Origin of the sequence: Streptomyces sp. NPDC056734 (assembly GCF_042790455.1) — a bacterium.
Classification (GTDB): domain Bacteria; phylum Actinomycetota; class Actinomycetes; order Streptomycetales; family Streptomycetaceae; genus Streptomyces.
Map to the genome: position 1 here is coordinate 152,681 of NZ_JBHTZD010000007.1, position 22,593 is coordinate 175,273.

Annotated in this window: 20 protein-coding genes and 1 riboswitch; of the genes, 9 read left to right on the top strand and 11 right to left on the bottom strand. The window is 70.2% G+C overall.

Features of this window, described 5'->3' with window-relative positions; translation table 11 throughout:
- Positions 1–45: 45 nt before the first annotated feature.
- Together ACFRFC_RS12780 and ACFRFC_RS12785 are read right to left on the bottom strand one after the other, a co-directional pair.
- Positions 46–498: a GNAT family N-acetyltransferase gene (locus ACFRFC_RS12780; protein ID WP_382682555.1), complete on the bottom strand. Its 453-nt coding sequence runs from the start codon at positions 496–498 to the stop codon at positions 46–48.
- A 9-nt stretch (positions 499–507) separates the two neighbouring features.
- On the bottom strand, positions 508–975 hold the full coding sequence (locus tag ACFRFC_RS12785; RefSeq protein ID WP_382682552.1) for a MarR family winged helix-turn-helix transcriptional regulator: 468 nt from the start codon (positions 973–975) through the stop codon (positions 508–510).
- Positions 976–1,118: 143 nt separating this feature from the next.
- Between ACFRFC_RS12785 and ACFRFC_RS12790 the strand changes: the two genes are divergently transcribed.
- Complete coding sequence (locus ACFRFC_RS12790; RefSeq protein WP_382682549.1) at positions 1,119–2,387, top strand: MFS transporter; 1,269 nt, start codon at positions 1,119–1,121, stop codon at positions 2,385–2,387.
- Positions 2,388–2,561: 174 nt separating this feature from the next.
- Here ACFRFC_RS12790 and ACFRFC_RS12795 read toward each other — a convergent pair whose 3' ends face one another.
- Positions 2,562–3,428 carry a GNAT family N-acetyltransferase gene (locus tag ACFRFC_RS12795; protein ID WP_382682547.1) on the bottom strand — a complete coding sequence of 289 codons (867 nt, stop codon included), beginning with the start codon at positions 3,426–3,428 and terminating at the stop codon, positions 2,562–2,564.
- Positions 3,429–3,785: 357 nt separating this feature from the next.
- On the opposite strand from ACFRFC_RS12795, the gene ACFRFC_RS12800 reads away from it, so the two are divergent.
- Both ACFRFC_RS12800 and ACFRFC_RS12805 read left to right on the top strand, forming a co-directional pair.
- Positions 3,786–4,418 (top strand): HAD family hydrolase, encoded by a 633-nt coding sequence (locus ACFRFC_RS12800; RefSeq protein WP_382682544.1) that lies wholly within the window; start codon positions 3,786–3,788, stop codon positions 4,416–4,418.
- A gap of 328 nt (positions 4,419–4,746) precedes the next feature.
- Positions 4,747–6,639, top strand: coding sequence for a globin domain-containing protein (locus ACFRFC_RS12805; RefSeq protein WP_382682542.1), 1,893 nt, complete (start codon positions 4,747–4,749; stop codon positions 6,637–6,639).
- Between the two features lie 116 nt (positions 6,640–6,755).
- Here ACFRFC_RS12805 and ACFRFC_RS12810 read toward each other — a convergent pair whose 3' ends face one another.
- From ACFRFC_RS12810 to ACFRFC_RS12825, 4 genes are all read right to left on the bottom strand, one after another.
- Positions 6,756–7,238, bottom strand: coding sequence for an NUDIX domain-containing protein (locus ACFRFC_RS12810; protein ID WP_382682539.1), 483 nt, complete (start codon positions 7,236–7,238; stop codon positions 6,756–6,758).
- Positions 7,239–7,566: 328 nt separating this feature from the next.
- Entirely contained in the window at positions 7,567–8,721 is a 1,155-nt protein-coding gene (locus tag ACFRFC_RS12815) for a cystathionine gamma-lyase (RefSeq protein WP_382682536.1), read from the bottom strand.
- On the bottom strand, positions 8,718–9,209 hold the full coding sequence (locus tag ACFRFC_RS12820) for a low molecular weight protein-tyrosine-phosphatase (protein ID WP_382682534.1): 492 nt from the start codon (positions 9,207–9,209) through the stop codon (positions 8,718–8,720). The genes ACFRFC_RS12815 and ACFRFC_RS12820 overlap by 4 nt, the downstream gene beginning before the upstream one ends.
- A 90-nt stretch (positions 9,210–9,299) precedes the next feature.
- Positions 9,300–9,677: a phage holin family protein gene (locus ACFRFC_RS12825; protein ID WP_382682531.1), complete on the bottom strand. Its 378-nt coding sequence runs from the start codon at positions 9,675–9,677 to the stop codon at positions 9,300–9,302.
- 58 nt (positions 9,678–9,735) lie between these two features.
- On the opposite strand from ACFRFC_RS12825, the gene ACFRFC_RS12830 reads away from it, so the two are divergent.
- From ACFRFC_RS12830 to ACFRFC_RS12845, 4 genes are all read left to right on the top strand, one after another.
- Positions 9,736–10,053, top strand: a complete 318-nt coding sequence (locus ACFRFC_RS12830; protein ID WP_382682876.1) for a cupin domain-containing protein — start codon at positions 9,736–9,738, stop codon at positions 10,051–10,053.
- Positions 10,054–10,343: 290 nt separating this feature from the next.
- Positions 10,344–10,556, top strand: coding sequence for a DUF5326 family protein (locus tag ACFRFC_RS12835; protein ID WP_382682528.1), 213 nt, complete (start codon positions 10,344–10,346; stop codon positions 10,554–10,556).
- Between the two features lie 376 nt (positions 10,557–10,932).
- Positions 10,933–11,730, top strand: coding sequence for an IclR family transcriptional regulator (locus ACFRFC_RS12840; RefSeq protein ID WP_382682873.1), 798 nt, complete (start codon positions 10,933–10,935; stop codon positions 11,728–11,730).
- Between the two features lie 99 nt (positions 11,731–11,829).
- Positions 11,830–12,276, top strand: a complete 447-nt coding sequence (locus ACFRFC_RS12845) for an SsgA family sporulation/cell division regulator (RefSeq protein ID WP_382682525.1) — start codon at positions 11,830–11,832, stop codon at positions 12,274–12,276.
- Positions 12,277–12,486: 210 nt separating this feature from the next.
- Here ACFRFC_RS12845 and ACFRFC_RS12850 read toward each other — a convergent pair whose 3' ends face one another.
- Positions 12,487–14,169, bottom strand: coding sequence for a YibE/F family protein (locus ACFRFC_RS12850; RefSeq protein ID WP_382682523.1), 1,683 nt, complete (start codon positions 14,167–14,169; stop codon positions 12,487–12,489).
- 434 nt (positions 14,170–14,603) lie between these two features.
- Positions 14,604–14,793, top strand: a riboswitch (TPP riboswitch).
- Between ACFRFC_RS12850 and thiC the strand changes: the two genes are divergently transcribed.
- Entirely contained in the window at positions 14,786–16,621 is a 1,836-nt protein-coding gene (gene thiC, locus ACFRFC_RS12855) for a phosphomethylpyrimidine synthase ThiC (RefSeq protein WP_382682521.1), read from the top strand. Its footprint overlaps the riboswitch before it by 8 nt.
- A 139-nt stretch (positions 16,622–16,760) precedes the next feature.
- Positions 16,761–18,227: a VWA domain-containing protein gene (locus ACFRFC_RS12860; RefSeq protein WP_382682518.1), complete on the top strand. Its 1,467-nt coding sequence runs from the start codon at positions 16,761–16,763 to the stop codon at positions 18,225–18,227.
- 249 nt (positions 18,228–18,476) lie between these two features.
- Here ACFRFC_RS12860 and ACFRFC_RS12865 read toward each other — a convergent pair whose 3' ends face one another.
- The 3 genes from ACFRFC_RS12865 to ACFRFC_RS12875 form a co-directional block, all read right to left on the bottom strand.
- Positions 18,477–19,340 carry a hypothetical protein gene (locus ACFRFC_RS12865; protein ID WP_382682516.1) on the bottom strand — a complete coding sequence of 288 codons (864 nt, stop codon included), beginning with the start codon at positions 19,338–19,340 and terminating at the stop codon, positions 18,477–18,479.
- Between the two features lie 236 nt (positions 19,341–19,576).
- Positions 19,577–20,695: a metallophosphoesterase family protein gene (locus ACFRFC_RS12870; RefSeq protein WP_382682514.1), complete on the bottom strand. Its 1,119-nt coding sequence runs from the start codon at positions 20,693–20,695 to the stop codon at positions 19,577–19,579.
- A 485-nt stretch (positions 20,696–21,180) separates the two neighbouring features.
- On the bottom strand, positions 21,181–22,293 hold the full coding sequence (locus ACFRFC_RS12875) for a LacI family DNA-binding transcriptional regulator (RefSeq protein ID WP_382682511.1): 1,113 nt from the start codon (positions 22,291–22,293) through the stop codon (positions 21,181–21,183).
- Between the last annotated feature and the right edge of the window lie 300 nt (positions 22,294–22,593).

Here is a 22,593-nt window from a genome sequence, read left to right on the forward strand (position 1 = left end):
GCGCCACGCACCGCCCTCCGCCCGCCGATCCGGCACCCGTCCCGCTCAGAGCTGGAGCTTGAATCCCACATGGGACGCCGTGAAGCCCAGCCGTTCATAGAAGCGGTGCGCGTCCTCACGGCTCGCGTCCGACGTCAGTTGCACCAGTCGGCAGCCTTGTCGCCGCGACTCGTCCACCGCCCACTCGATGAACCGCGTGCCGAGCCCGCCGCCGCGTTCGTCGGCGTGGATGCGTACGGACTCGATGATCGAGCGCGTGGAACCCTGCCGTGAGAGTCCGGGGACGATCGTGAGCTGAAGGGTCCCGATCACCCGCCCGTCACGGACGGCGATGACCAACTGCTGGTTCGGGTCGGCGTCGATGCGCTCGAACGCCGCCAGATACGGGGTCATGTCGTCCGGCGACTCACGCTGGGCGCCCAGTGGGTCGTCCGCGAGCATTCCGACGATCGCGGGGACGTCCTCGCTCGTGGCGGGGCGTATTCCAAGATCTCCCATGCCCGCACCTTATGCGGCCCGTGCGGGCACCTTCAGTGTCTCGACCACCCGCACCAGCGGTGCCAGCTCCGGATTCCGGGCCGCCTGGTCCAGGGCCTCGCGCAGCGCCGAGTCGTTCGTCGGCCGCGCTTCCGCCAGCAGCTTCAGGCCCGCCTCGGTGACGTTGGTGTAGATGCCCCGGCGGTCGGTCGGGCAGAGATAGCGCTCCAGCAGGCCCCGGTCCTCCAGCCGGGTGACCAGCCGGGTGGTGGCGCTCTGGCTCAGCACGACCGCGTCGGCGACCTGCTTCATCTGGAGGTGGCCATCGTCGCCGTCGTGCTGCCTGCTGAGCACGTCCAGGAGGGAGTACTCGCGCACGCTCAGGTCGTGACCGGCCTGGAGAGCGCGCTCGATGTGGGCCTCGATCCTTCCGTGCAGCAGGGAGAGGGCGCACCAGCCCTGGGCGAGGGCGGTGAGCGCGGGGTCCGTCGCTGTCATGGGTGATTCCTCCGTCCCGAAGCCTCTGACGGCCAGGATAGAGCAGGGCTGCAATATCCCGCCCTTGCAGATATGCGGCGTGTGCAATTAATGTGGACGCAGGCAAAGAGCATCTGCAATCGTCTGGGAAGGTCTCTCACCCCATGCCTCTCGCGCTCCTGGCCCTCGCGATCGGGGCCTTCGGAATCGGCACCACCGAGTTCGTGATCATGGGCTTGCTGCCCGAGGTCGCTAGCGACTTCGGGGTGTCCATCCCCACGGCCGGCTTCCTGGTGACCGGCTACGCACTCGGTGTGGTGGCGGGCGCCCCGCTGATGACCGTCCTCGGCACCAAGATCTCCCGCAAGCGGATGCTGACGCTGCTGATGGGACTGTTCATCGTGGGCAATCTGCTGTCCGCCGTGGCCCCCGCCTTCGGTGTCATGCTGGCCGGCCGTGTGGTCGCCTCACTCGCCCATGGCGCCTTCTTCGGCATCGGCTCGGTCGTCGCGGCCGAACTGGTCGCCCCGACCAGGAAGGCCGGCGCCATCGCGATGATGTTCACCGGCCTCACGGTCGCCAACGTCGTCGGGGTGCCGCTGGGTACCTTCATCGGCCAGTCCGTGGGCTGGCGCGTCACCTTCGGCATCGTCGCCGTGCTCGGCGTGGTCGGGCTGGCCGGTATCGCCAGGCTCGTACCCGACACACCCAGGCCGGAAGGCGTGCGTCTGCGGCACGAACTGGCCGCGTTCAAGAACGTCCAGGTGCTGCTCGCCATGGCGATGACGGTCCTCGGCTTCGGCGGCGTCTTCGCCGCCATCACCTACATCGCGCCGATGATGACGCATGTCGCGGGCTTCGCCGAAGGCTCCGTGACCTGGCTGCTGGTCCTCTTCGGCCTCGGCATGGTCGGCGGCAACCTCATCGGCGGACGCTTCGCCGACCGCGCCCTGATGCCCATGCTGTATGTCTCGCTGGGCGGCCTCGCCGTCGTCCTCGCGCTCTTCACGCTCACCGCGCACGACAAGGTGCTCTCGGCGGTCTCCGTCTTCCTGATCGGCGCGCTGGGCTTCGCCACCGTCCCGCCGCTCCAGAAGCGCGTCCTCGACCAGGCCCACGGCGCCCCGACACTCGCCTCGGCCGTGAACATCGGCGCGTTCAACCTGGGCAACGCCCTCGCCGCCTGGCTCGGCGGGACGGTCATCTCCGCCGGCCTCGGCTACACCGCCCCGAACTGGGTCGGCGGGCTGCTCGCCGCAGCGGCGCTGGTCCTCGCCGTGGTGTCGGCCGCGCTGGAACGCCGTACGGGGCCGCCCGGTGCGGTGGTCTCCGGCCCGGGCGACGCATCGGGCGCATCGGCCGCATCGGTCGCTGCGGGCTCGGGCGGTGGTGCCGTGGCCGGTGAGCGGGGCGTTGGCGCGGCCCACCGCTGACCTTCGCCCGGTCGCGGCGCAGGGGGCGCCGACGGACCTGCGGCCTGCGTCAGCGGTCCCGGACCGGGACCCGAGTCAGTGGAGCCGAATCAGCGCGCCCGCCACTCCCGAAACCCATACCGGCGCGCCCGCCGGCCCCGGCATTCCTCCCGGGCGCCCGCGCCGGAACTCACCTCACCCCGCCGCGATCGTCAGCGGAGCGAACCGCCGGCTCCAGTCGCCGGGCAACTCGCCGATCCTGTACGTCATCACCGTGTTGAAGGAGACGGACGCCAGCCCGCGCTCCTTCGCCCAGGTCAGCAGCTCGGTGTGGCGTACGTCGAGGTCGGTGCGCAGTGGGCGGTCGGTGTGGGCGGCGACGGAGGTGATGAGAGCCTTCGCCGTCTCCGTGTCCTGGGCGATCAGTGGGCCGACGACCTGTGTGTCCATGTTCGGCCAGGCAGCCGCGTAGCCGATGATCCGGCCGTTCTTCTCGGCCACCCGCAACTGGTCGGCGAAGGCGGGGAGCCGGGTGATGAGGTGCGTGCGGTCGCTGCCGAACACCGTGCCGTCCAGGCGGAGCAGCGCGGAGATGTCCTCCGCGGTGGCGGCCCGGGTGGCGACCTGGGGCGTCGGCCCGCCGGGGGTGAATCGCCCGCGCAGCATCTCGGCGCGGCCGGTGGCCTTGAAGCCCAGCTCCTCATAGAGCGGGCGCCCGTTGGGGGTCGCGTGCAGGGTCAGCGGGGTGATGCCCATCTCGGTGACGACGTGGCGCATCAACCGGCGTCCGACGCCCTGCCTGGCATGCCGCTCGGCGACGAGCAACATGCCGATGGCCGCGAGATCGGGGCGGCCGTGCGGGCCGTACTCGGTGACGACACAGGCGGTGACGAGACCGCCGTCGGGATCGTCGATGCCGTAACCCTGCCCGGCGGAGAGGAGCAGGCCCCACTTGTGCTCCTCGCGAGGCCACCCCCTGTCCTCGGACAAGTCGGCGCAGTCCCTGAGATCGCGACGGGTCAGACGGCGGATGGGCAGATCGGCGAGCGAAGAGGTGGGCACGCAGGTCAGGCTGTCCGACGGGCGACCCCGCCGTCCACCCGTTTCGGCTGACACGTACCGGCATTTGGCCACGCCGGGGCCCGGTGGGCAGCGCTTTCGCGGCCGGGGGGTGTTTCACGTGAAACGTCGGCGAACGGCGGGCGTCGCGGGTGTCGGCGAACGGCGGGCGTCGTCGGAACTGAGCCGCTGGAACTGCGCACAGGAACTGAGCCGCAGGAACTGAGCGGCAGGGATCGAGTCGCAGGAACTGAGCCGCAGAAGTCGAGTCGTGGCGGCTGAGCCATCGGAACGGATCGCCTGGGCTGGGTCGTCGGGCTGGGCGGAGAACCCCGGCTCTCCGTCGCTAGCCTCGCCGCCATGCCAAGACTGCATCTGTTCGACCTCGACGGCACCTTGCTGTACGGAACGTCCGCGCCCCTGGAGATCTCGCGCCAACTCGGTTTAGAGGCCGAGACGATGACGCTGGAACAGGAGATCACGGCGGGATTGATCGGCCCGCCGCAGTACGCGGAGCGGATCTATGGGCTGTGGACCGGACTGGCCGACCCACAGGTGACGGCGGCTTTCGAGGCTGCGCCCTGGATGGCACGGATTCGCGAGGTCTGGGCCGAGATCCGCCGAGCGGGCGACTATTGCGCCGTCATATCGCTCTCGCCGTCCTTCTTCGTCGAGCGGCTGACCGGCTGGGGAGCGCACGCCGCATTCGGATCCCGTTTTCCCGCCGTGCCGTTCACGGAACCCCTGGACCCTGCCGGAGTGCTCAGCGCGGCGGCGAAAGTGCGGATCGCGGACCGGCTGTGTGAACAGTTCGGGGTGACCCGAGCCGACTGTGTCGCGTATGGGGACTCCCTGTCGGACAAGGACCTCTTCGGCGCGGTTCCGGTGTCCGTCGCGATCAACGCCGACCTTCATCTGTCCGGGCTCGCGACCCATGCCTACGTGGGGAAGGATCTAGGGGATGCCTACGAATTGGTGCCTCCTGCCCGGTAGTTGAGGGAACGGATGGTTGGCCCCCGCACGCCCCCTGCCTGCCGTCCCAGGAATTCATCCGGAGGCCGGGCGGTACTTGTGCGTCCGGCGATGGCCGGTATGGTCAACTCCGGTTCTTGTGAGGGCGAGCGGCACCGATCCGGTGCGAGGCCGGAAACAGGGCGGATGAGCGTACTGGGGCCAATGTCACACCGTGGCCTTTCTTGTCCGTACTGGCTGTGCATACGGGTTGAATGTGGCTGAGTTGGCCGCACGATCACCACGGCACGCCGTCTTCGAGGGAAAGCAGGCATCTTCCGACCGAGGAAGTGCACAGACCGACCGCAAGATGTTCGAGGCGAGGCACAGCATGGACGCTCCGACCACCACGTCGGCCGACAACGGCACGTCCGGGGGCGCCGGTGGCTGGTTCAAGCCACGCAAGGAGCCCGCTCCCGCTCCGGGCGGCGAGCCGAAAGCGGCCGAGGGGCGCCGGCTGGCCGGACTGCGGACGGTCCGGAAGCCGCCGACCTCGGCTGATGCACAGCCGTCGGGGGGTGAGCCCGACTCCGCGCCGACCGAGGCTGCGCCGGACGCGTACGTCCCGAGGGACGGGTCGACGAACGTCCCGACGGACGGGCCGGGCGATGCGCCTGCCGACAGGGCTGCCGGCGCGCATACCGATGACGAAGCCGCCGACGCGGCTGCCGATGCCGAGGGCGGGCCGGGGGAGTCGGCGGCCGACGCGGAGCGAATACCGGACGGGGCGATGGCCGACTCTCCGGAGACCGCCACCCCGGGTGCGCCTTCACCAAGTGGTGCCTCCCCAAGTGGTGCCTTCCCAAGTAGCCCCGCCCCAGGCACCGCCGCCGCAGCCACCGTCGCCCCAAGTACCGCTTCCCTGAACACCGCCTCCCTCACGGCGGCCCCGGCGATCACCCACCCCCCGGTGCCGAGCCTCGCCAAGCGCGTCCCCGCTCAACGGCCCGCGCCCACGGCGACCACGGAACGCCCCGGGCCTCCGCAGTCCGTCCCCCAGCCGCACCCCCAGCCCACGCCCACACCCGCATCACAGTCCGTGCCGTCCGTGCCCCCGGAGACGTTGGCCCGGCTGAGCGCGCAGCCCGGGTCCCCCGACGCCCTGCTCATCCGGCGGACCATGGCCGAGATAGGCCCGGTGGCCGACAAGGTCACCTCGTACTTCTACGCCCTGCTCTTCGTCCGCCACCCCGATCTGCGCCAGTTGTTCCCGGCCGCGATGGATGCCCAGCGGGACCGGCTGCTCAGGGCGCTGCTGACGGCGGCCGAGCACCTGGACGACCGCGCGGTCCTTGTCGACTACCTCCAGAACCTCGGACGCGGGCATCGCAAGTACGGCACCAAGGCCGAGCACTACCCGGCCGTCGGCGAGTGCCTCATCGGCGCGCTGAGCCGGCACGCCGCGGCCGTGTGGGACAACGAGACCGAGGCCGCCTGGGTCCGGGCGTACACGACGATCTCGCAGGTGATGATCGATGCCGCCGCCGTGGACGAACTGCGCGCACCGGCGTGGTGGCAGGCCGAGGTCGTCTCGCACGAACTGCGGACCCCCGGCATCGCCGTGCTCACCGTCCGCCCCGACCAGCCCTACCCCTTCCTCGCGGGCCAGTACGCCAGCCTGGAGACGCCCTGGTGGCCACGGGTCTGGCGGCACTACTCCTTCGCCTCCGCACCCCGCTCCGACGGTCTGCTCACCTTCCACGTCAAGGCGATCCCGGCGGGCTGGGTCTCCAACGCCCTGGTGCATCGCGCCCGCCCCGGCGATGTCGTCCGGCTGGGCCCTCCGGCCGGTTCCATGACCGTGGACCACACCTCGGACAGCGGACTGCTCTGCCTGGGCGGCGGCACCGGCATAGCGCCGATCAAGGCCCTGGTCGAGGACGTCGCCGAGCACGGTGAGCGGCGACCCGTGGAGGTGTTCTACGGGGCCCGCACCGACCACGACCTCTACGACATCGACACGATGCTGCGCCTCCAGCAGTCGCACCCCTGGCTCTCGGTCCGAGCGATCATCGAAGAGCAGGCGAACATCCAACTGACGGACGTCCTGCGGGAGTACGGCCCCTGGATGGAGTACGACGCCTATCTATCCGGCCCGCCGGGCATGATCCGCAGCGGTGTGAACACCCTCAGGGACATCGGCGTCCCCTCGGACCGCATACGCCACGACTCGGTGGAGGAACTGGTGGCGGCGGGCACCTGAACCGCCCTCACCCCGCTGGCCTGCGCACAGCCCCAGCCGCTCAGCTCAGCATCAACCAGCATCAACCAGTGCCAGCCAGGCCCGGCGCCGCCCCGCGCCGCCCCGTCCGCCTCCGCTCAGCCCAGATCAGGCGCGTGCATGGCCCGTACGCCCTCGATGTTCCCGTCGAGATAGTGCCGCAGCGACAGCGGTACGAGGTGGACGGACGCGATCCCGACCCGGGTGAACGGCACGCGGACGATCTCGTACTCACCGGCGGGCTCGTCCATTTCGGGCCCATGACGCAGCGCCGGGTCCATGGAGGCGAGGTGGCACACGAAGAAGTGCTGCACCTTCACCCCGGTCGCGCCGCCGTCCGCGCCGATGTGCTCGACGGTGTCGACGAAGCACGGCACCACATCGGTGATCTTGGCGCCCAGTTCCTCGTACACCTCGCGGTGCAGGGCGTCGACGACGGTTGTGTCGTCCTGCTCGACCCCACCGCCGGGAGTGATCCAGTACGGATCGACGCCCGGCTTGGTGCGCTTGATCAGGATCAGGTCATCTCCGTCCAGGAGAACGGCACGCGCGGTGCGCTTGACCACGGGTCGGACGGTCATGGGAGAAATGTGGCCCGGCTGGTTCCACGTGAAACATCGCGAAGCGTCACCCTCTCTGCTCACACCGTAAACCCGGAGGAAAGCAGCCGTTCACCTCCCCTCCTGCCTCGTCCTCCTGCTCCCTCCGTCTTCCCCTCCTCCCCCGTCACCCCCACCCCGCAGCCGCCCGCTGCACCCAGGTGGGCGCGCCCTTGCGGCGCAGGTTCTCGGAGCCGATCCGTTCGTCGAGGGGGGGGGAGGCTCGGACCGTCCGTGCCCTCTGAGCGACCTCGACCGGGGAACCCGCGCCACCGCCCGCAAAGGCCGGAGCAGCCCCCGGCCACCCCGCCTACCCCGCCGACGCTTCCAGCGCCCCCAGGATGTCCGCGAGCAGGTCCTCCGGGTCCTCCGCGCCGACCGACAGCCGGACGAAGCCCTCCGGTACCGCGTCGCCGCCCCAGCGTCCCCGGCGCTCGGCCGTGGACCGTACGCCACCGAAGCTCGTGGCGTCCTCGACCAGCCGCAGTGACTCCAGGAACCGCTCGGCACGCGCGCGGGAGGGCAGCGTGAACGACACCACGCATCCAAAGCGCCGCATCTGCCGCGAGGCCACCGCATGGGAAGGGTCGGTCGGCAGCCCCGGGTAGCGCACGGCGAGGTCCTCGCGCCGGTCGCGCAGTGCCTCGGCGACCGCCAGGGCGGTGGCGCTCTGCCGGTCGACCCGCAGCTGGAGCGTCGCGATCGACCGGTGCGCGAGCCAGGCCTCCATGGGGCCCGCGATGGCCCCGACGATCTTCCGCCAGCGCCGTACGGCCGCCATGGCCCCGGCGTCGCGGCCGGTGACATACCCCAGCAGGAGGTCTCCGTGCCCGGTCAGCTGCTTGGTGCCGCTGGCGACCGAGAAGTCCGCGCCCAGCTCCAGGGGGCGCTGTCCGAGCGGCGTGGCAAGCGTGTTGTCGACGGCGACGAGCACCCCGCGCGCGTGCGCCGCGTCGGTGAGGCGCCGGATGTCGCACACGTCGAGCCCGGGGTTGGACGGCGTCTCGATCCACAGCAGCTTCGCGCCGTCGAGGAGACCGAGCTGGGCGTCACCCCCGGTCGGCGCGGTCCGCACCTCGATGCCGTACGCCTCCAACTGCGCGCGCACCAGCGGCAGCACCTGGTAGCCGTCGTCCGGCAGGACGGCCACGTCCCCCGCGCGCAGCTGCGAGAAGAGGACCGCCGAGATCGCCGCCATGCCGGACGGGAAGACCAGCGCCTGTACGTCGTCCTCCCCGGGCGCCTCCAGCTCGCTCAGGGCGCGCTCCAGATGCGTCCAGGTGGGGTTCTCGTCGCGGCCGTAGGTGTACGGTCCCGTGGGTTCGCCCGGCAGATGGAAGTGCGCCGCGAAGACGGGACCCGGCAGGGCCGGCTCGAACGCCGTCGGTTCCGGCAGCCCGGCATGCACCGCGCGGGTGCCGTGTCCCCTCGGCGTGTCTCGGCGTGTCGAAGCGGAATCACTCATGCCGCCTGCCCTTCCAGGTGCGCTCTCACAGCCGCGAGCAGCCCGTCGCTCGCGGCCTCCACCATCTCAAGGCACGCCTCGAACCCCTCCATCTCCCCGTAATACGGGTCCGGGACGTCGAGATCGTCGCCCGCGGCGGGGTCGTACGCGCGCAGGAGCCGCACCTTGGCGGCGTCCCGCGCGGTGGGCGCGAGACCGCGCAGCACCTTCAGATGGCCGCTGTCGAGCGCGATGACGAGATCGAGGCCGGCGAACCAGGACACCCGGAACTGCCGCGCGGAGTGGCCGCCGTCGTAATCGTGCGCCTCCAGTACGGACACCGTGCGCGGGTCGGCGGGATCGCCCTCGTGCCAGCCGCCCGTACCGGCGCTGTCGACCACCACCCGGTCCGCCAGCCCGGCGTCCGCCACGCGCGCGCGGAAGACGGATTCGGCCATCGGTGAGCGGCAGATGTTGCCGGTGCAGACGAAGCAGACGCGATAGGTCATGCCGTTCAGCCCTCGTTTCAGTCCTTGCCTGTCAGTCCCTGTCAGTCCCTGTCAGTCCTTGCCGCTCAGACCTGGGTCAGTTCCTGCCGGTCAGTCGCCATCGGGAAGGAGCATGTTCAGCGCCCAGGACACGATCGAGATGATCAGGCCGCCCAGGACCGCCGTCCAGAAGCCGTCCACTTGGAAACTCAGGTCGAGCTTGTCGGCCAGCCACGAGGTCAGCAGCAGCATCAGGGCGTTCACGATCAGGGTGAACAGGCCCAGTGTGAGGATCAGCAGCGGCAGGCTCAGCAACTGCACGAGCGGCTTCACGATGAAGTTCACCACACCGAAGATCAGCGCGACCAACAGCAGCGTGCCGATCTTCTTGCCCGTGCTGTCCCCGGTGAGCGTGATCTTGTCGAGCAGCCACACGGCGACCGCCAGGGCGCCCGCGTTGGCGATCGTCTTGACTACGAAATTCTTCATGTGTCTGATCGTGGCAGACCAGATCGGCTACGAGCACGGGCGTGAGGGCGACAATACGATGAAGGCATTCCGGCTGGACGAACTGGAGGCGGAGCGTGCCGCCAACGACGGCGCATACCTCCAGTTCCTGCGCGAGCGGAACATGTCGGCCGGCCTGTACGCGCTCGACGCGGGCCAGCAGGACCCGCAGCAGCCGCACCAACAGGACGAGGTCTACTTCGTGGTCAGCGGCCGGGCCGCGATCACCGTCGGCATGGAGACCACCCAGGTCGCGCGCGGCAGCGTGGTGTACGTCCCGGCGGGCGTGGCACACAAGTTCCACCACATCAGCGAGGATCTGCGGGTACTGGTGATCTTCTCCCCGCCGGAGAGCTGATCTCGGGCGACGGGAACGGCACGGGAACGGCACGGGACCGGCACGGGAACGAATTCCCCAGGGGACCAGAACCGCGCCCCTGGGGCCACACCCCCACCTCTCCGCCGCAGAAACGACCCGCCGCCCCCGGATTCCCTAGGGGACCGGTCAGGGGAGGACAAGGGGCGCGAGACCCCCGTACGCCTCCCCGGCGTCCTAGCATCGATGGCAGAACATCACACGACCTGCCGGCCGGGCAGGGCACAACGGGCCCGGTACGGCCGACAGGTGGAGAGAGAAGGACAAGGGCGATGCGAGAGATCTTCGCGGGACTGCCGTGGTGGGTGAAGTGGATCGCGGTGCCGGTCATCGCTCTGGTCGTCTTCGGCGGCCTGATAGCGAGCGTGCTGGGCTTCGTGATCGGCCTGCTCTTCAAGCTGCTGGTCTTCGTGGCCCTGGTCGGCGGACTGATCTACGTCGTACGGAAGTTCACCTCCAGTTCCTCGTCGCACGGCGACTGGTGAGCGCGGAGGGGTGACCGACGGCCCGGTGACGTATGTCACGGGTCCCTCGGGCGGGGGAAGTTTCCCGGACGCGCCGCCGTCCGGCCAGGGTGGACGGTTAAAGTCCGGAACCCGCCGCGGCACCATTCGCCGCCGGCGCACCCCCTCCTCCCTCCCGTGTCCCCGCACGGGCCGCCCCCTCGCGCTCCGGGAGCCACCCTTGGCCACGGTAGACACCCCCTCCGCCGCTACCGGCGCATCCGCTGTGCCCCACGCACACACCTCATCGGCCCGGTCCCTCCCCGTGCCGGCCCTTCGGGTACGACCTCCCGAGCAGCCCGTCCCCCCAGGCGCCCGCCCGGTACGCCCCCGCCCCCTGCCGCCCCCGGTACGGCAACTGCACCGGTCGCCCGCGGAACCGGCGGGCACCCGCCCGCAGCAGCCACAGCCCTCGACCCTCATCGGCTCCGTGCAGCGCGCGATGCGGCTCCTGGAGAGCGTCGCCGAGCACGAGCACGGCGCCCCGGCCAAGCAACTGGCCCGCGAGACCGGCCTGGCCCTGCCCACCGCCTACCATCTGCTGCGCACCCTGAGCCACGAGGGATATCTGCGCCGCGACAAGGGACTGTTCTTCCTCGGCGAGGCCGCCGAGCGGCTCAGCGGCAGCGCGGCACGGCAGAAACGTCGCAGCACGATCGTCGAGGCGCTCGCACATTGGCGGGATTCGATCGGTGCACCCGTGTACTACGCCATGTACCGCGGGGGCGAGATCGAGATCAGCTGTGTCTCCGACACCCCGGGCATCCCGGCGGTTCAGGAATGGGCCGACTTCCGCGAGACCGCCCACGCGCACGCGATCGGACAGTGCCTGCTCTCCCAGCTCGGTGAGGACGCCCGCCGAGACCACCTCGACCGATACCCCGTCCGGGCCATCACTCCGTACACCGTGCGTGACGAAGACGCCCTGCTGCGCCGCCTGGAACGGACGGGGCGGATGGCGCCGGTCGTCGAGCGCCAGGAGTACGCGCTGGGCACGGTGTGCGCCGCGATCCCCATCACGGTCGGCAGCACGGCGGCGACGATCGCCCTCTCCCTGCCCGCCCAGCAGGCAGACCGGCTGCTGCCCGCCACTCGTCAACTCCAGGACGAGATCGGTCGCCTGCTCGGGTCACTTGCGATCTCTATCAGTATCTGAAAACTCACTCCTTGTGATCTGCTGTGTACGTTCAGCAAGATGCCAAGAAATGTCGGGGTACATTCCCGGCCAGTCCACCGGTACATGGCGGGATAGGCGATGCGCGAATCCGTACAGACAGTTCAAGCAGAGGTCATGATGAGCTTTCTCGTCTCCGAGGAACTGTCATTCCGTATCCCGGTGGAGTTGCGCTACGAGGCCCCTGATCCCTACGCCGTGCGGCTGACCTTCCATCTGCCCGGGGACGCGCCCGTGACCTGGGCCTTCGGACGGGAGCTGCTGGTCGACGGGATCGCGGGACCCTGCGGCGAGGGCGATGTGCACGTGGCACCGGCCGAGGCCGACACGCTGGGCGAGATCCTGATCCGGCTTCAGGTCGGCAGCGACCAGGCCCTGTTCCGCTCCTCGGCGGCGCCGCTCGTGGCGTTCCTCGACCGCACGGACAAACTGGTCCCGCTCGGCCAGGAGGGCGCGCTCGCCGACTTCGACGCCCATCTCGACGAGGCGCTGGACCGCATCCTGGCCGAGGAACAGAGCGCGGGCTGAGCCGTCCGCCGATCGAGGCGGCGTAACGCTTCCTCAGTCGGCGGTCGGTGGGCCCACGTGGGGGTGGGACGGGGCTCGGGGGGCGTGCAGTAACGGTTCCCCGAGGAGGCCGGGCCCTGGGGACATCGGCCGCCCCGGGTCACCGGGCCCTCAGACACTCCGGCCCCCAGCCCTCCTCCTGCGCGGCTACCTCTCCCCGGCCGTCCCCCCTCAGCGCTTCCGCCGTCGTCCCCGTCCGCTCCGGCCGAGGGCGGCAGGAGTGCGTACGCCCACGGGTGCCGAACCCGCTCCGGACGGTCCCGGTGATGCCGCCGACCCCATGGGCCCCGCGGGCACCGCCTGTCCCACCGGCTGCCGTCCCGTCGCCGGACGGTCGGCCGAGACGACGAGGGCCGCGAGGGCGGTGGTCACCGGCACCGACGCGACCAGCCCGATCGAACCGACCAGCGTCCGCACGATCTCCGCCGCCACCAGTTCACTGTTCGCGACCGTCCCCACGCTGCTCTGCGCGATCGAGAAGAGCAGCAGCAGGGGGAGCGCGGCGCCCGCGTAGGCGAGGACGAGGGTGTTGACGACCGAGGCGATGTGGTCGCGGCCGATGCGGATACCGGCCCGGTACAGCCCCTTCCAGCCCATCGTGGGATTGGCCTCGTGCAGTTCCCAGACCGCCGAGGTCTGGGTGACCGTCACATCGTCGAGCACGCCGAGCGACCCGATGATCACCCCGGCCAGCAGCAGACCGCTCATGTCGATCGACGGATACAGGCCGTGGATCAGGCCGGTGTTGTCGTCCGTGTTCCCGGTGAGCGCGGCCCAGCCGATGAACAGCGAGCCGAGGACACCGATCAGCAGCAGCGAGATCAGCGTGCCGAGCACCGCCACCGAGGTTCTGGCCGACAGCCCATGGCACAGATACAGCGCGATCAGCATGATCGCGCTCGCCCCGACCACGGCCACGACCAGTGGGTTCGAGCCCTGGAGGATCGCGGGCAGGATGAAGAAGTTCAGGATCAGGAAACTCATCGCCAGCGCCACCAGCGCCATCAGACCGCGCAGCCGTCCGACGACCACCACGGCGAGCGCGAAGATCCCGGCGAGCAGCGCCATCGGTACCTGCCGGTTGACGTCCGCCACCGAGTACTGGAGATCGGCGGGAGCGGAGGGCTCGTACGCGACGATGACCTTCTGGTCCTGCTCCAGCTGACGGGTCTGATCGGGCTGCACGATCTCCGTGAACGTACGGCCCTTGTCCGCGCCGGTGTCGACCCGGATCGTCGCCCGCTTGCAGGTGCCGTTCGCCTGCTGCACGGCGGACGAGCCCTCGGCGGTGGAGGTGTCGCCGGTCGGCGTGCCCCCGGAGGCGTTCACCGAGGCGCAGTCCACCTGCTCGACCTTGGTGACCGTGGCCTCCTGGGTCTGCCGGTCGAACCCGACACCGGTCCGCTCGTGCGCCGGTGCGCCACCGGGCCACAGCACCGCCAGCCCGACCAGCACGGCCACGCCGAACGGTACGAGGATGGCCGCGATGATCTTCCTCAGATGGACGGAGACGGGGGCGGCGGGGCCGTGACTGTGGCTGTGACCGTGCCCACCGCCGAGCCCCCCTCCACCGGGTCCGCTTCCGAGCCCTCCTCCGCCGTGGCCGTGTCCTCCGCCACCGGGGCCGTGTCCGTGCCCGTCTCCGCCGCCCTGCCCGTCGTGGTGTTCCTGCCCGGGCGATCCGTGGCCGGCGTCGGGACGATTGCCCGGTCTGCTTCCTTGAGGTCCGGAGCCGCCCCCGTACTCCCGGCCGTACTCACCACCGGGTCCCTGGCCGTGATCGTGGCCCTGACCACCCTGGCTGTGCTCCGTCCCTTGCCCGGCCCCCACGTTCGGACCGTACGAGCCCTCCATCGGCCCGGCCCCGACGCCCTGCCCCGGAAGCCCACCGAAATCCTGTGCGTGGGGAGAACCACCCGAGCCCCGCCCTCGCTCGCTGGGCCGAACCTGCCCTCCTGGCCGAGGCACCTGCCCGCCAGACATCCCCCCCGGCTGCCCGCCAGCCGCACCCCCCGGCCCGGAACGCGCCCCAAGGCGACGCACGGAGCCGGTTTCATAGTCCGGCCCCGAGTGGGGGCCGGACCCGGTACCGGAGCCGGTATCGGACTCGGTACCGGCAGCAGAGCCGACGCCGGGACCGGTGCCGGCGCCGGAAGGGCCGCCCGGTCCGCGAGGCGGGTCGGGCGGGGGAAAGGGGGGATCCTGCGGTGTGGTCACCGACCGATCATCGCAAGAACGGCAGAGGCCCTCTGTTCACCGCGCCCGAATTGACGCTAGCGTGGAGGCACCTTTGTACACGCGGGAGCTCGGAGCACCGGGCTGAGAGGGCGCTGACCTTCGTCTTCGCGATGTTTCACGTGGAACATCAGCCACCACAGGTGATGGATCCCATGAAGCGTCGGGGGACGGAAATCGCTGCGTCGACCGCCGAACCTGTTACCGGGTAATGCCGGCGTAGGGAGTAGGTCTCATGACCATCAAGGACACACGCACGCCTGCCTCCCCGCAGACCTCCAGCGATGCGGAGAAATCCACCCACGGGGACCCCGGCACCAACGGGGTCTCCGGCGAAGGGGAGAACGGGAAGTCCATCGGCTGGCACAAGGCGTACGTCGAGGGCTCGCGCCCCGATCTGCGCGTGCCGGTCCGCCAGGTGCACCTCACCAACGGGCAGTCGGTCACGCTGTACGACACATCGGGCCCGTACACCGATCCGCTCGCCGAGCCCGACGTCCGCAGGGGGCTCGCTCCGCTGCGGGAGAACTGGATCATCGCGCGCGGAGACACCGAGGAGTACGCGGGCCGTCCCGTCCGTCCCGAGGACGACGGCCTCAAGCACACCTCGCCGCGCGGCGGGCTGCGTAATCTCGACGCGGTCTTCCCCGGCCGCCCCCGCCAGCCGCGTCGCAGCCGCGACTCAGCCGCGGTCACCCAGCTCGCCTATGCCCGCCGGGGCGAGATCACACCCGAGATGGAGTTCGTGGCGATCCGGGAGAACGTCTCGCCCGAGGTCGTACGCGAGGAGATCGCGGCGGGACGGGCCGTGCTGCCCGCCAACATCAACCACCCGGAGATCGAGCCGATGATCATCGGCAAACGGTTCCTGGTGAAGGTCAACGCCAACATCGGCAACTCCGCGGTCACCTCCTCCATCGAGGAGGAGGTGGAGAAGATGACCTGGGCGACCCGCTGGGGCGCCGACACGGTCATGGACCTGTCCACCGGCCGCAACATCCACACCACCCGTGAATGGGTGCTGCGCAACTCCCCCGTCCCGATCGGCACGGTCCCCCTCTACCAGGCCCTGGAGAAGGTCGACGGCCGGGCCGAGGAACTGACCTGGGAGATCTACAAGGACACCGTCATCGAGCAGGCCGAGCAGGGCGTGGACTACATGACCGTCCACGCGGGTGTGCGGCTGCCGTTCGTGCCGCTCACCGCCAACCGCAAGACCGGCATCGTCTCGCGCGGCGGCTCGATCATGGCGGCCTGGTGCCTGGCCCACCACAAAGAATCGTTCCTGTACGAGAACTTCGAGGAACTCTGCGAGATCCTCGGCGCCTACGACATCACCTACTCGCTGGGTGACGGCCTGCGGCCGGGCTCGATCGCGGACGCCAACGACGAAGCGCAGTTCGCGGAGTTGGGCACGCTCGGGGAACTCAACCGGATCGCGAAGCGTTTTGATGTACAGACGATGATCGAAGGCCCGGGACACGTCCCGATGCACAAGATCAAGGAGAACATCGACCTTCAGCAGGAGATCTGTGATGAAGCTCCGTTCTATACCCTCGGCCCGCTGACGACGGACGTCGCGCCGGCGTACGACCACATCACCTCCGGTATCGGTGCCGCGATGATCGCCTGGTGGGGCACGGCCATGCTCTGCTATGTCACGCCCAAGGAACACCTGGGCCTGCCCAACCGTGACGACGTCAAGACCGGCGTCATCACCTACAAGATCGCCGCCCACGCAGCCGACCTCGCCAAGGGGCACCCCGGAGCACAGGAGTGGGACGACGCGCTGTCCGACGCCCGCTTCGAATTCCGCTGGGAGGACCAGTTCAATCTGGCCCTCGACCCGGACACGGCCCGTGAGTTCCACGACGAGACCCTGCCGGCAGAACCCGCCAAGACGGCCCACTTCTGCTCCATGTGCGGCCCGAAGTTCTGCAGCATGAAGATCTCGCAGGACATCCGCCGCGAACACGGCGGCACCAAAGCGGAGATCGAGGAGGGCATGGCCCAGAAGTCCCAGGAGTTCGCGGCGGCCGGTAACCGGGTGTACCTGCCCCTCGCCGACTGACCCTCCGTAGCACGGTGCCCACGGAGCGGTGACCGTGGGCACCTCGGACGGCTGCCCGTCGTCCGGTTCCCCGCGGAAGTCGCGGGAGAGATGCGGGCGAGGGGGCGTCAGGGCCTCGGGAGGTCGGCAGACTGGGGGAATGACATCGAGTTCGCTGAGCAAGGGTGCCAACCTTCCGGTCGACTCCGCCGAGGTGCGGGTCGAGCTGTGCTGGTCCGGGGGGCCCGGTGTGCCGGATGTGGACGCGTCCGCGCTGCTGCTCACCCCGGCGGGGAGGGTGCGGGACGACGTCGACTTCGTCTTCTACAACCAGCCGCAGCACGCCTCCGGCGCCGTGACCCACCTAGGGAAACGGCAGGCGGGGCCGGGCATGACGGACACGGTGGGGGTGCGCCTCGGGGAGCTGGAGCCGGGGGTCGAGCGGGTCGTGCTGTGCGCCTCGGCCGACGGCGGGACGTTCGGGCAGGTGCCGGGGCTGACCCTGCGGCTGCTGGACGCCGGGACGTCGGCGGAGCTGGCCCGGTTCGAGATGACGGCGACGACCGAGACCGCGTTCATCGGCGGTGAGCTGTACCGGCGGCAGGGGCGGTGGAAGTTCCGTGCGGTGGGGCAGGGGTACGACTCCGGTCTCGCCGGGCTGGCGACGGACTTCGGGATCAGAGTCGATGACGAGGAGCAGTCGGCCCCCGCGGCCCTGCCGTCGCCGCCGGTGCCTGTGAATCCGCCATCGGTGGCTCCGGTGAGCGCGCCTCCGGCAACCCCGGTGGCCCCGCCTCCGGCGACTCCCGTGCCGTCGCCTCCCCCGGCGGCGGCGCCGGTCACGCCGAGTCCGGGTGGGCCTCGTCTCACCAAGGGCGAGGAGAAGCTGCCCGTGGACATGCGCAAGCGGCTGTCCCTGCGCAAGGAGCAGGTGGCGGTCAGTCTGCGCAAGCATGGCGCCGAGGGGGTCGTCGCACGGGTGATCCTCGTGCTCGACGCCTCCGGGTCGATGTCGTACCTGTACTCGCGCGGGGTGGTCGCCGATGTGGTCGAGCGGATGGCGGCCGTGGCGGCACAGTTGGACGACGACGGAGAGATGCAGGCATGGACGTTCGCGTCGAACGCCGCGCGGCTGCCCGATCTGCGGCTGGGGGAGCTGCCCGAGTGGCTGCGACTGCATGTGCGGGTCGGTCAGTTGAGCCTCTTCGGCCGCAAGAAGCCACAGCGAGGGCTTCAGCCGGGGCAGGTGGACATGCGCGCCATAGGCATCCAGAACGAGGAACAGAAGGTGATCGCCCAGATAAGAAGCTATGTCAGGGAGAATCCGGCCGCGGCGCCCACGCTGGTGCTGTTCTTCTCCGACGGGGGTGTCTATCGCAACGCGCAGATCGAGAAGGAGCTGAGGGAGGCGGTGGAGGAGCCGGTCTTCTGGCAGTTCGTGGGGCTGGGGAAGTCGAACTACGGGGTGCTGGAGCGGTTCGACACCCTGCCCGGCCGCCGGGTCGACAATGTCGGGTTCTTCGCGGTGGACGACATCAGTACGGTCCCCGACGCGGAGCTGTACGACCGGCTGCTGTCGGAGTTCCCGAGCTGGATCACGGCAGCGGGGCGCGCCGGGATCCTTTGAGCCTTGGGGCTGGGTTCCCCAAGACCGAAGGCGTGGGTCCCGGTGAGGCAGAGACGTGGGTACCTGTGAGCCCAGGGGTCGGGTCCCCGTGCGGCAGAGGGTGGGCGCAGGCCACTCACGCAGACGCCCCCGGCACGGACCCGTAGGGACCGTCACCGGTCGGGTGTCCCGCCTCCTCGGCAGGCATACCCGGCTCGGTTCCGGTCCGTCGGCGTCCGTGCGGGAGCGGTTGTGGACGCACAGCGCGGACTACTCCGGCTTGTGGTCCGGCCCCCCGAAGTCCGGGCTGGTGTAGTCCGGGCTGCTGAAACTCGGGCGCGAACTCGAGGACCCGTCGCCGGGGCTGGTGAAGCCGGGGCGGTCGTAGCCCAGGTGCGGCATGCGGCTGGTCGGTGCGGACGGCGTCGTACCGTACAGGGCGGCCGGGCCGGGGCCGGCGAGCGCGTCGCGCAGGAACGGCATGACGCCGCGCTCCAGCAGCGCTTCGCGCCAGGCTTCCCTGGCCAGTGCCACCTCCCCGTTCGGTTCGCCGTAGGCACCGCTCTCCCGGGACGGCCGGTTGCGCAGCGCGGTGATCAGCAGTCCGACGGCGGCGACCAGGATCGCCACGGCGGTGATGGCACCGAACACCCAGCCCGTGGTGAGCAGGGTCTCGCCGAACGTCAGATCGGGCGCGGCCATCCTGAGGAGGTAGCCGACCAGCAGAAATATCGCCGCGGCCGTGCCGGCGAGGACGGGAGCCAGGACCGCGACGAGGGCGACGGCACCCGCGCCGGCCCCCTCGGTGACCTCTCCCATGGTGGTGGCGAGCCCCACCGAGCCCGAACCCGACTCGGTGGAGCCGGAGTCATGGACGGACGACGGGGTGGACGGCGCCGGGTGGCGCAGTTCCTCGCGGACCTTCACATAGTGCTGGTACTCGGTTGCCGCGGCGGCCGTGATCACAGACGTGGCGTTGAGTGCCATGGTGCGCAGTTGTTCCGGGTTGAGCCGCTGGCCGACCGCGGCCAGCTCCGGACGGTGTGGTGCGGAGCGCAGCGCCTCATCGAGGATCCGCTCGTACTCTTGGCGGTCCTCGCTCAGCAGGTGCTGCGGAACGCTGTTCATGTGCATCCCCCGATGCTCCGTAGGGCTTGGGGCTCGCATGCGGACGAGCCGTCGGGCAGAAACGGAGGGGAGCCTGCTACGGATAAGCCGATGGTAGAGCGGTGACGGCACACGGTGACAGGGGGTTTACCGAAATTGCCTGGTGTTCTGCGCCCCAGTTTCGCGGTTCCGGTGGGACCTGGAGCGAGGGCAGGGGAGGGGTCGCCTGCCCCGGAATCGCTCAGGTATGCATCGGGCAGGGGTCAGACAGTCAGGGGAAGTTGCTGCACCAGCAGCTTCCCGGCCATGGTCACTCCACCGTCCATGGCGATGGCGAGCCCGCCGGCGTACAGATGCGGCCCCTCGACCGTCGGCCCGGCACTGTCCTCGCCCTCTTCGGAGCCGACCTCGCCGAGCAGATAGGGAATGGGGCTGTGACCGTGAACGATCCGGGTGCCGCCGTACGTATCGAGGAGTGAGCGCACGGCGTCGGCGCCGCCCTCGTCGCGGAAGGAGAAGCGCTTGGTGAACTTGCGGAAGAGGTCCCAGACTTCGTCCGGATCGTTGCGGGTGAGGGTCTCGCGGACGGTGTCGTTGACTTCTTCGATGGACCGGCCGTAGTCGAGGTAGGCGGTGGTGTCGGAGTGGACGAGCAGATGGCTGTCGACCTCTTCGACCGCGTCTAGGCGGGCCATCCACTGGAGGTGATGGTCCTGGAGGCGGTCCATGTCGGACTTCTGGCCGCCGTTGAGCAGCCAGGCGGCCTGGAAGGTGGCCGTGCCCGCGCCGGAGTTGACCGGGGTGTCGCCGAACCGCTTGGCACCGATGAGCAGCAGTTCGTGATTGCCCATCAGGGCCTTGCAGTAGCCGCCCGCCGCGGCGGCCTCGGCGGACAGCCGCATCACCAGGTCGATGACACCGATGCCGTCGGGGCCGCGATCGGTGAAGTCGCCGAGGAACCACAGCCGGGTGGTGCCCGCGCACCACTGCCCGGCGTCGTCGATCAGGCCCTTGTCCTGGAGGGCGGCGACGAGTTCGTCGAGGTAGCCGTGTACGTCGCCGACGACGTAGAGCGGGCCGGGGCCGGTGTCGGGGGGTGCGGCGGGCCCGGGGTCCGCGGCCGGATCGACGGTCACCTGGAGAGTGTCCCCCCGGTTGATGACCGGCAGGTCACGCTGGGTCGGCGTGTACCCCTCGGGTTCCTCGACGGGCTGGGTGACGGGCCCGCCGGCGCCGGGGCCGGCGGCTTCACCGGGGTGTGTGCTGGGGGCGTACGGGCCGGCCTCATGGACGTACGCGGGCACCCGGAAGTCGCGCAACGTCGCCGTCCGCTCCACCTCGGGTCCCTGACCGGCCCCCTGAGTCATCGACCCCTCCACCATCGCCGCCTGTGCACCGCCTCGGACTGCCTGGTCGCAGCGGCCCGCGGTGTCGTGGGCCCATCATAGGAATGCGGATCGTGCCATGTGATGACCCAGGGGTGGTGAATCGGGCCAAGACTCCTGTTCACCGCGGCTTTCGCCCCGATTGGGCCGGGCTTTGCCCGCCCTCCGCGGGGCGCCACGGCCACCGACCGGATGACGCCGACCCGCCGGGACGGCAGTGCCACGGCCGTCGACGGGTTCGCGCCGACCCGCCGGGACAGCAGCGGCACAGTGCCATCAGCGCCCGAGCCCTCCTCGCCGGCACCCCTCCGTCGACGTACCCCGGCCGACGTACCCGCACCGGCTCGCCTCCGCCCGGCACACCCCTCCGACATACCCACACCCACTCTCGCCATCTCACCGTCGACATGCCAAGGGCGGGACCCGACGACCGTCGGTCCCGCCCTTGCGACTTCCGTGCCCGCGTCACCGCCCCGGCGGGGCTACCGCCGCTCCGGTGACCTCGGCGGGCTCACCGTCGTTCGCGGTGGCCGTCGCTGGGACGAGGTCCGGATGATCAGTTCCGTCGGTATCACCTGCTCAAGGGGTCGGTCGGATTCGACGCCCTCGATGGCGTCGATGAGCAGCTGGACCACGGCCGTGCCGATGCGGCGCGGCTTCAGCGAGAGCGTGGTGATGGGCGGCTCGGTGCTGGCGTACACCGTGGATTCGCTACAGCACACGAGGAGAAGGTCCTCCGGGACCCGCAGGCCGTAGCGGCGGGCGGCGGCCAGCAGATCGGTGCCGTTCGGGTCGAAGAGTCCGTAGACCGCATCCGGCCGGTCCGGGCGGGCGAGCAGCCGGTCGGCCGCGACGGCACCCGCGCACGGGTCGTGGGCGGGGTACGCCTCGTACACCGGGTCCTGGCCCACGCGTTCGCACCAGTGAAGGTATGCGGTGGTGGAGAGGTGGGTGTAGGTGTCGGTCGTGGTGCCGGTCAGCAGGCCGATCCGGCGGGCGCCTGCGTCGGCGAGGTGGTCGAGGATGCCGAGCACGGCGGCCTCGTGGTCGTTGTCCACCCACGCGGTGACCGGCAGCGCGCCACCCGGGCGGCCGTCCGAGACCACGGGTAAACCCTGCCGGACCAGCTCACTGACCACCGGGTCCTGGTCGGACGGATCGACGACGACCGTGCCGTCGAGGGCGACGTTCGACCAGACGTCGTGACGCGAGGTCGCGGGCAGGATGACCAGGGCATAGCCGCGGGCGAGCGCGGCGGAGGTGGCGGCCCTGGCCATCTCGGCGAAGTACGCGAACTCGGTGAAGGTGAAAGGTTCATCCCCGTACGTCGTCACGGTCAGGCCGATCAGTCCCGACTTGCCGGTACGGAGGGTCCGGGCCGCCGCCGAGGGGCGGTAACCGAGCCGCTCGGCGACCTCGCGGACATGGCGTCGGGTGGCATCGGGAAGTCTGCCCTTGCCGTTCAGTGCGTCGGAGACGGTCGTGATGGACACTCCGGCGGCGGCGGCCACGTCTCTGATGCCCGCCCGGCCCGGCCGGCTGCCTCGACGTGAGGTTTCCGCGCGGCTCACCTGGTGCTTCCCTGCTGCTGTCATGGCGAGCCGATAGTAGGGCTCATGCGGTGGGGTAGTGCGGGCGCATATGCACCCGTTGACAGGCACGTTTCTGCAAGGTCGTTCGGGAGTAAATGCCTTGGAATGTAAGGGACTTGGCGGCTCGTGGTGCAGTACGTGACTTGTCGGCGAGCGCCCGCCTGCCAAGTGCTCGATGTTTCGAAGAGGTCTCAACTCACCTTCACGGGGGATGCGCGCCACGGCGTGAGCCACCGGCGCATAGATATATGTGAGGCGCCCCCCGGATTCGTACATGTTCGTACGGTGATGCCCCTGATGCCG

Coding starts and splice junctions, on each gene's coding strand:
- ACFRFC_RS12805 (WP_382682542.1), top strand. CDS start 4,747: ATGTTCGAGGCGAGGCACAGCATGGACGCTCCGACCACCACGTCGGCC.
- ACFRFC_RS12825 (WP_382682531.1), bottom strand. CDS start 9,677: ATGAAGAATTTCGTAGTCAAGACGATCGCCAACGCGGGCGCCCTGGCG.
- ACFRFC_RS12815 (WP_382682536.1), bottom strand. CDS start 8,721: ATGAGTGATTCCGCTTCGACACGCCGAGACACGCCGAGGGGACACGGC.
- ACFRFC_RS12835 (WP_382682528.1), top strand. CDS start 10,344: ATGCGAGAGATCTTCGCGGGACTGCCGTGGTGGGTGAAGTGGATCGCG.
- ACFRFC_RS12845 (WP_382682525.1), top strand. CDS start 11,830: ATGCGCGAATCCGTACAGACAGTTCAAGCAGAGGTCATGATGAGCTTT.
- ACFRFC_RS12780 (WP_382682555.1), bottom strand. CDS start 498: ATGGGAGATCTTGGAATACGCCCCGCCACGAGCGAGGACGTCCCCGCG.
- ACFRFC_RS12860 (WP_382682518.1), top strand. CDS start 16,761: ATGACATCGAGTTCGCTGAGCAAGGGTGCCAACCTTCCGGTCGACTCC.
- ACFRFC_RS12820 (WP_382682534.1), bottom strand. CDS start 9,209: ATGACCTATCGCGTCTGCTTCGTCTGCACCGGCAACATCTGCCGCTCA.
- ACFRFC_RS12870 (WP_382682514.1), bottom strand. CDS start 20,695: ATGGTGGAGGGGTCGATGACTCAGGGGGCCGGTCAGGGACCCGAGGTG.
- ACFRFC_RS12865 (WP_382682516.1), bottom strand. CDS start 19,340: ATGCACATGAACAGCGTTCCGCAGCACCTGCTGAGCGAGGACCGCCAA.
- ACFRFC_RS12785 (WP_382682552.1), bottom strand. CDS start 975: ATGACAGCGACGGACCCCGCGCTCACCGCCCTCGCCCAGGGCTGGTGC.
- ACFRFC_RS12875 (WP_382682511.1), bottom strand. CDS start 22,293: ATGACAGCAGCAGGGAAGCACCAGGTGAGCCGCGCGGAAACCTCACGT.
- thiC (WP_382682521.1), top strand. CDS start 14,786: ATGACCATCAAGGACACACGCACGCCTGCCTCCCCGCAGACCTCCAGC.
- ACFRFC_RS12790 (WP_382682549.1), top strand. CDS start 1,119: ATGCCTCTCGCGCTCCTGGCCCTCGCGATCGGGGCCTTCGGAATCGGC.
- ACFRFC_RS12800 (WP_382682544.1), top strand. CDS start 3,786: ATGCCAAGACTGCATCTGTTCGACCTCGACGGCACCTTGCTGTACGGA.
- ACFRFC_RS12850 (WP_382682523.1), bottom strand. CDS start 14,169: ATGGAGGGCTCGTACGGTCCGAACGTGGGGGCCGGGCAAGGGACGGAG.
- ACFRFC_RS12830 (WP_382682876.1), top strand. CDS start 9,736: ATGAAGGCATTCCGGCTGGACGAACTGGAGGCGGAGCGTGCCGCCAAC.
- ACFRFC_RS12810 (WP_382682539.1), bottom strand. CDS start 7,238: ATGACCGTCCGACCCGTGGTCAAGCGCACCGCGCGTGCCGTTCTCCTG.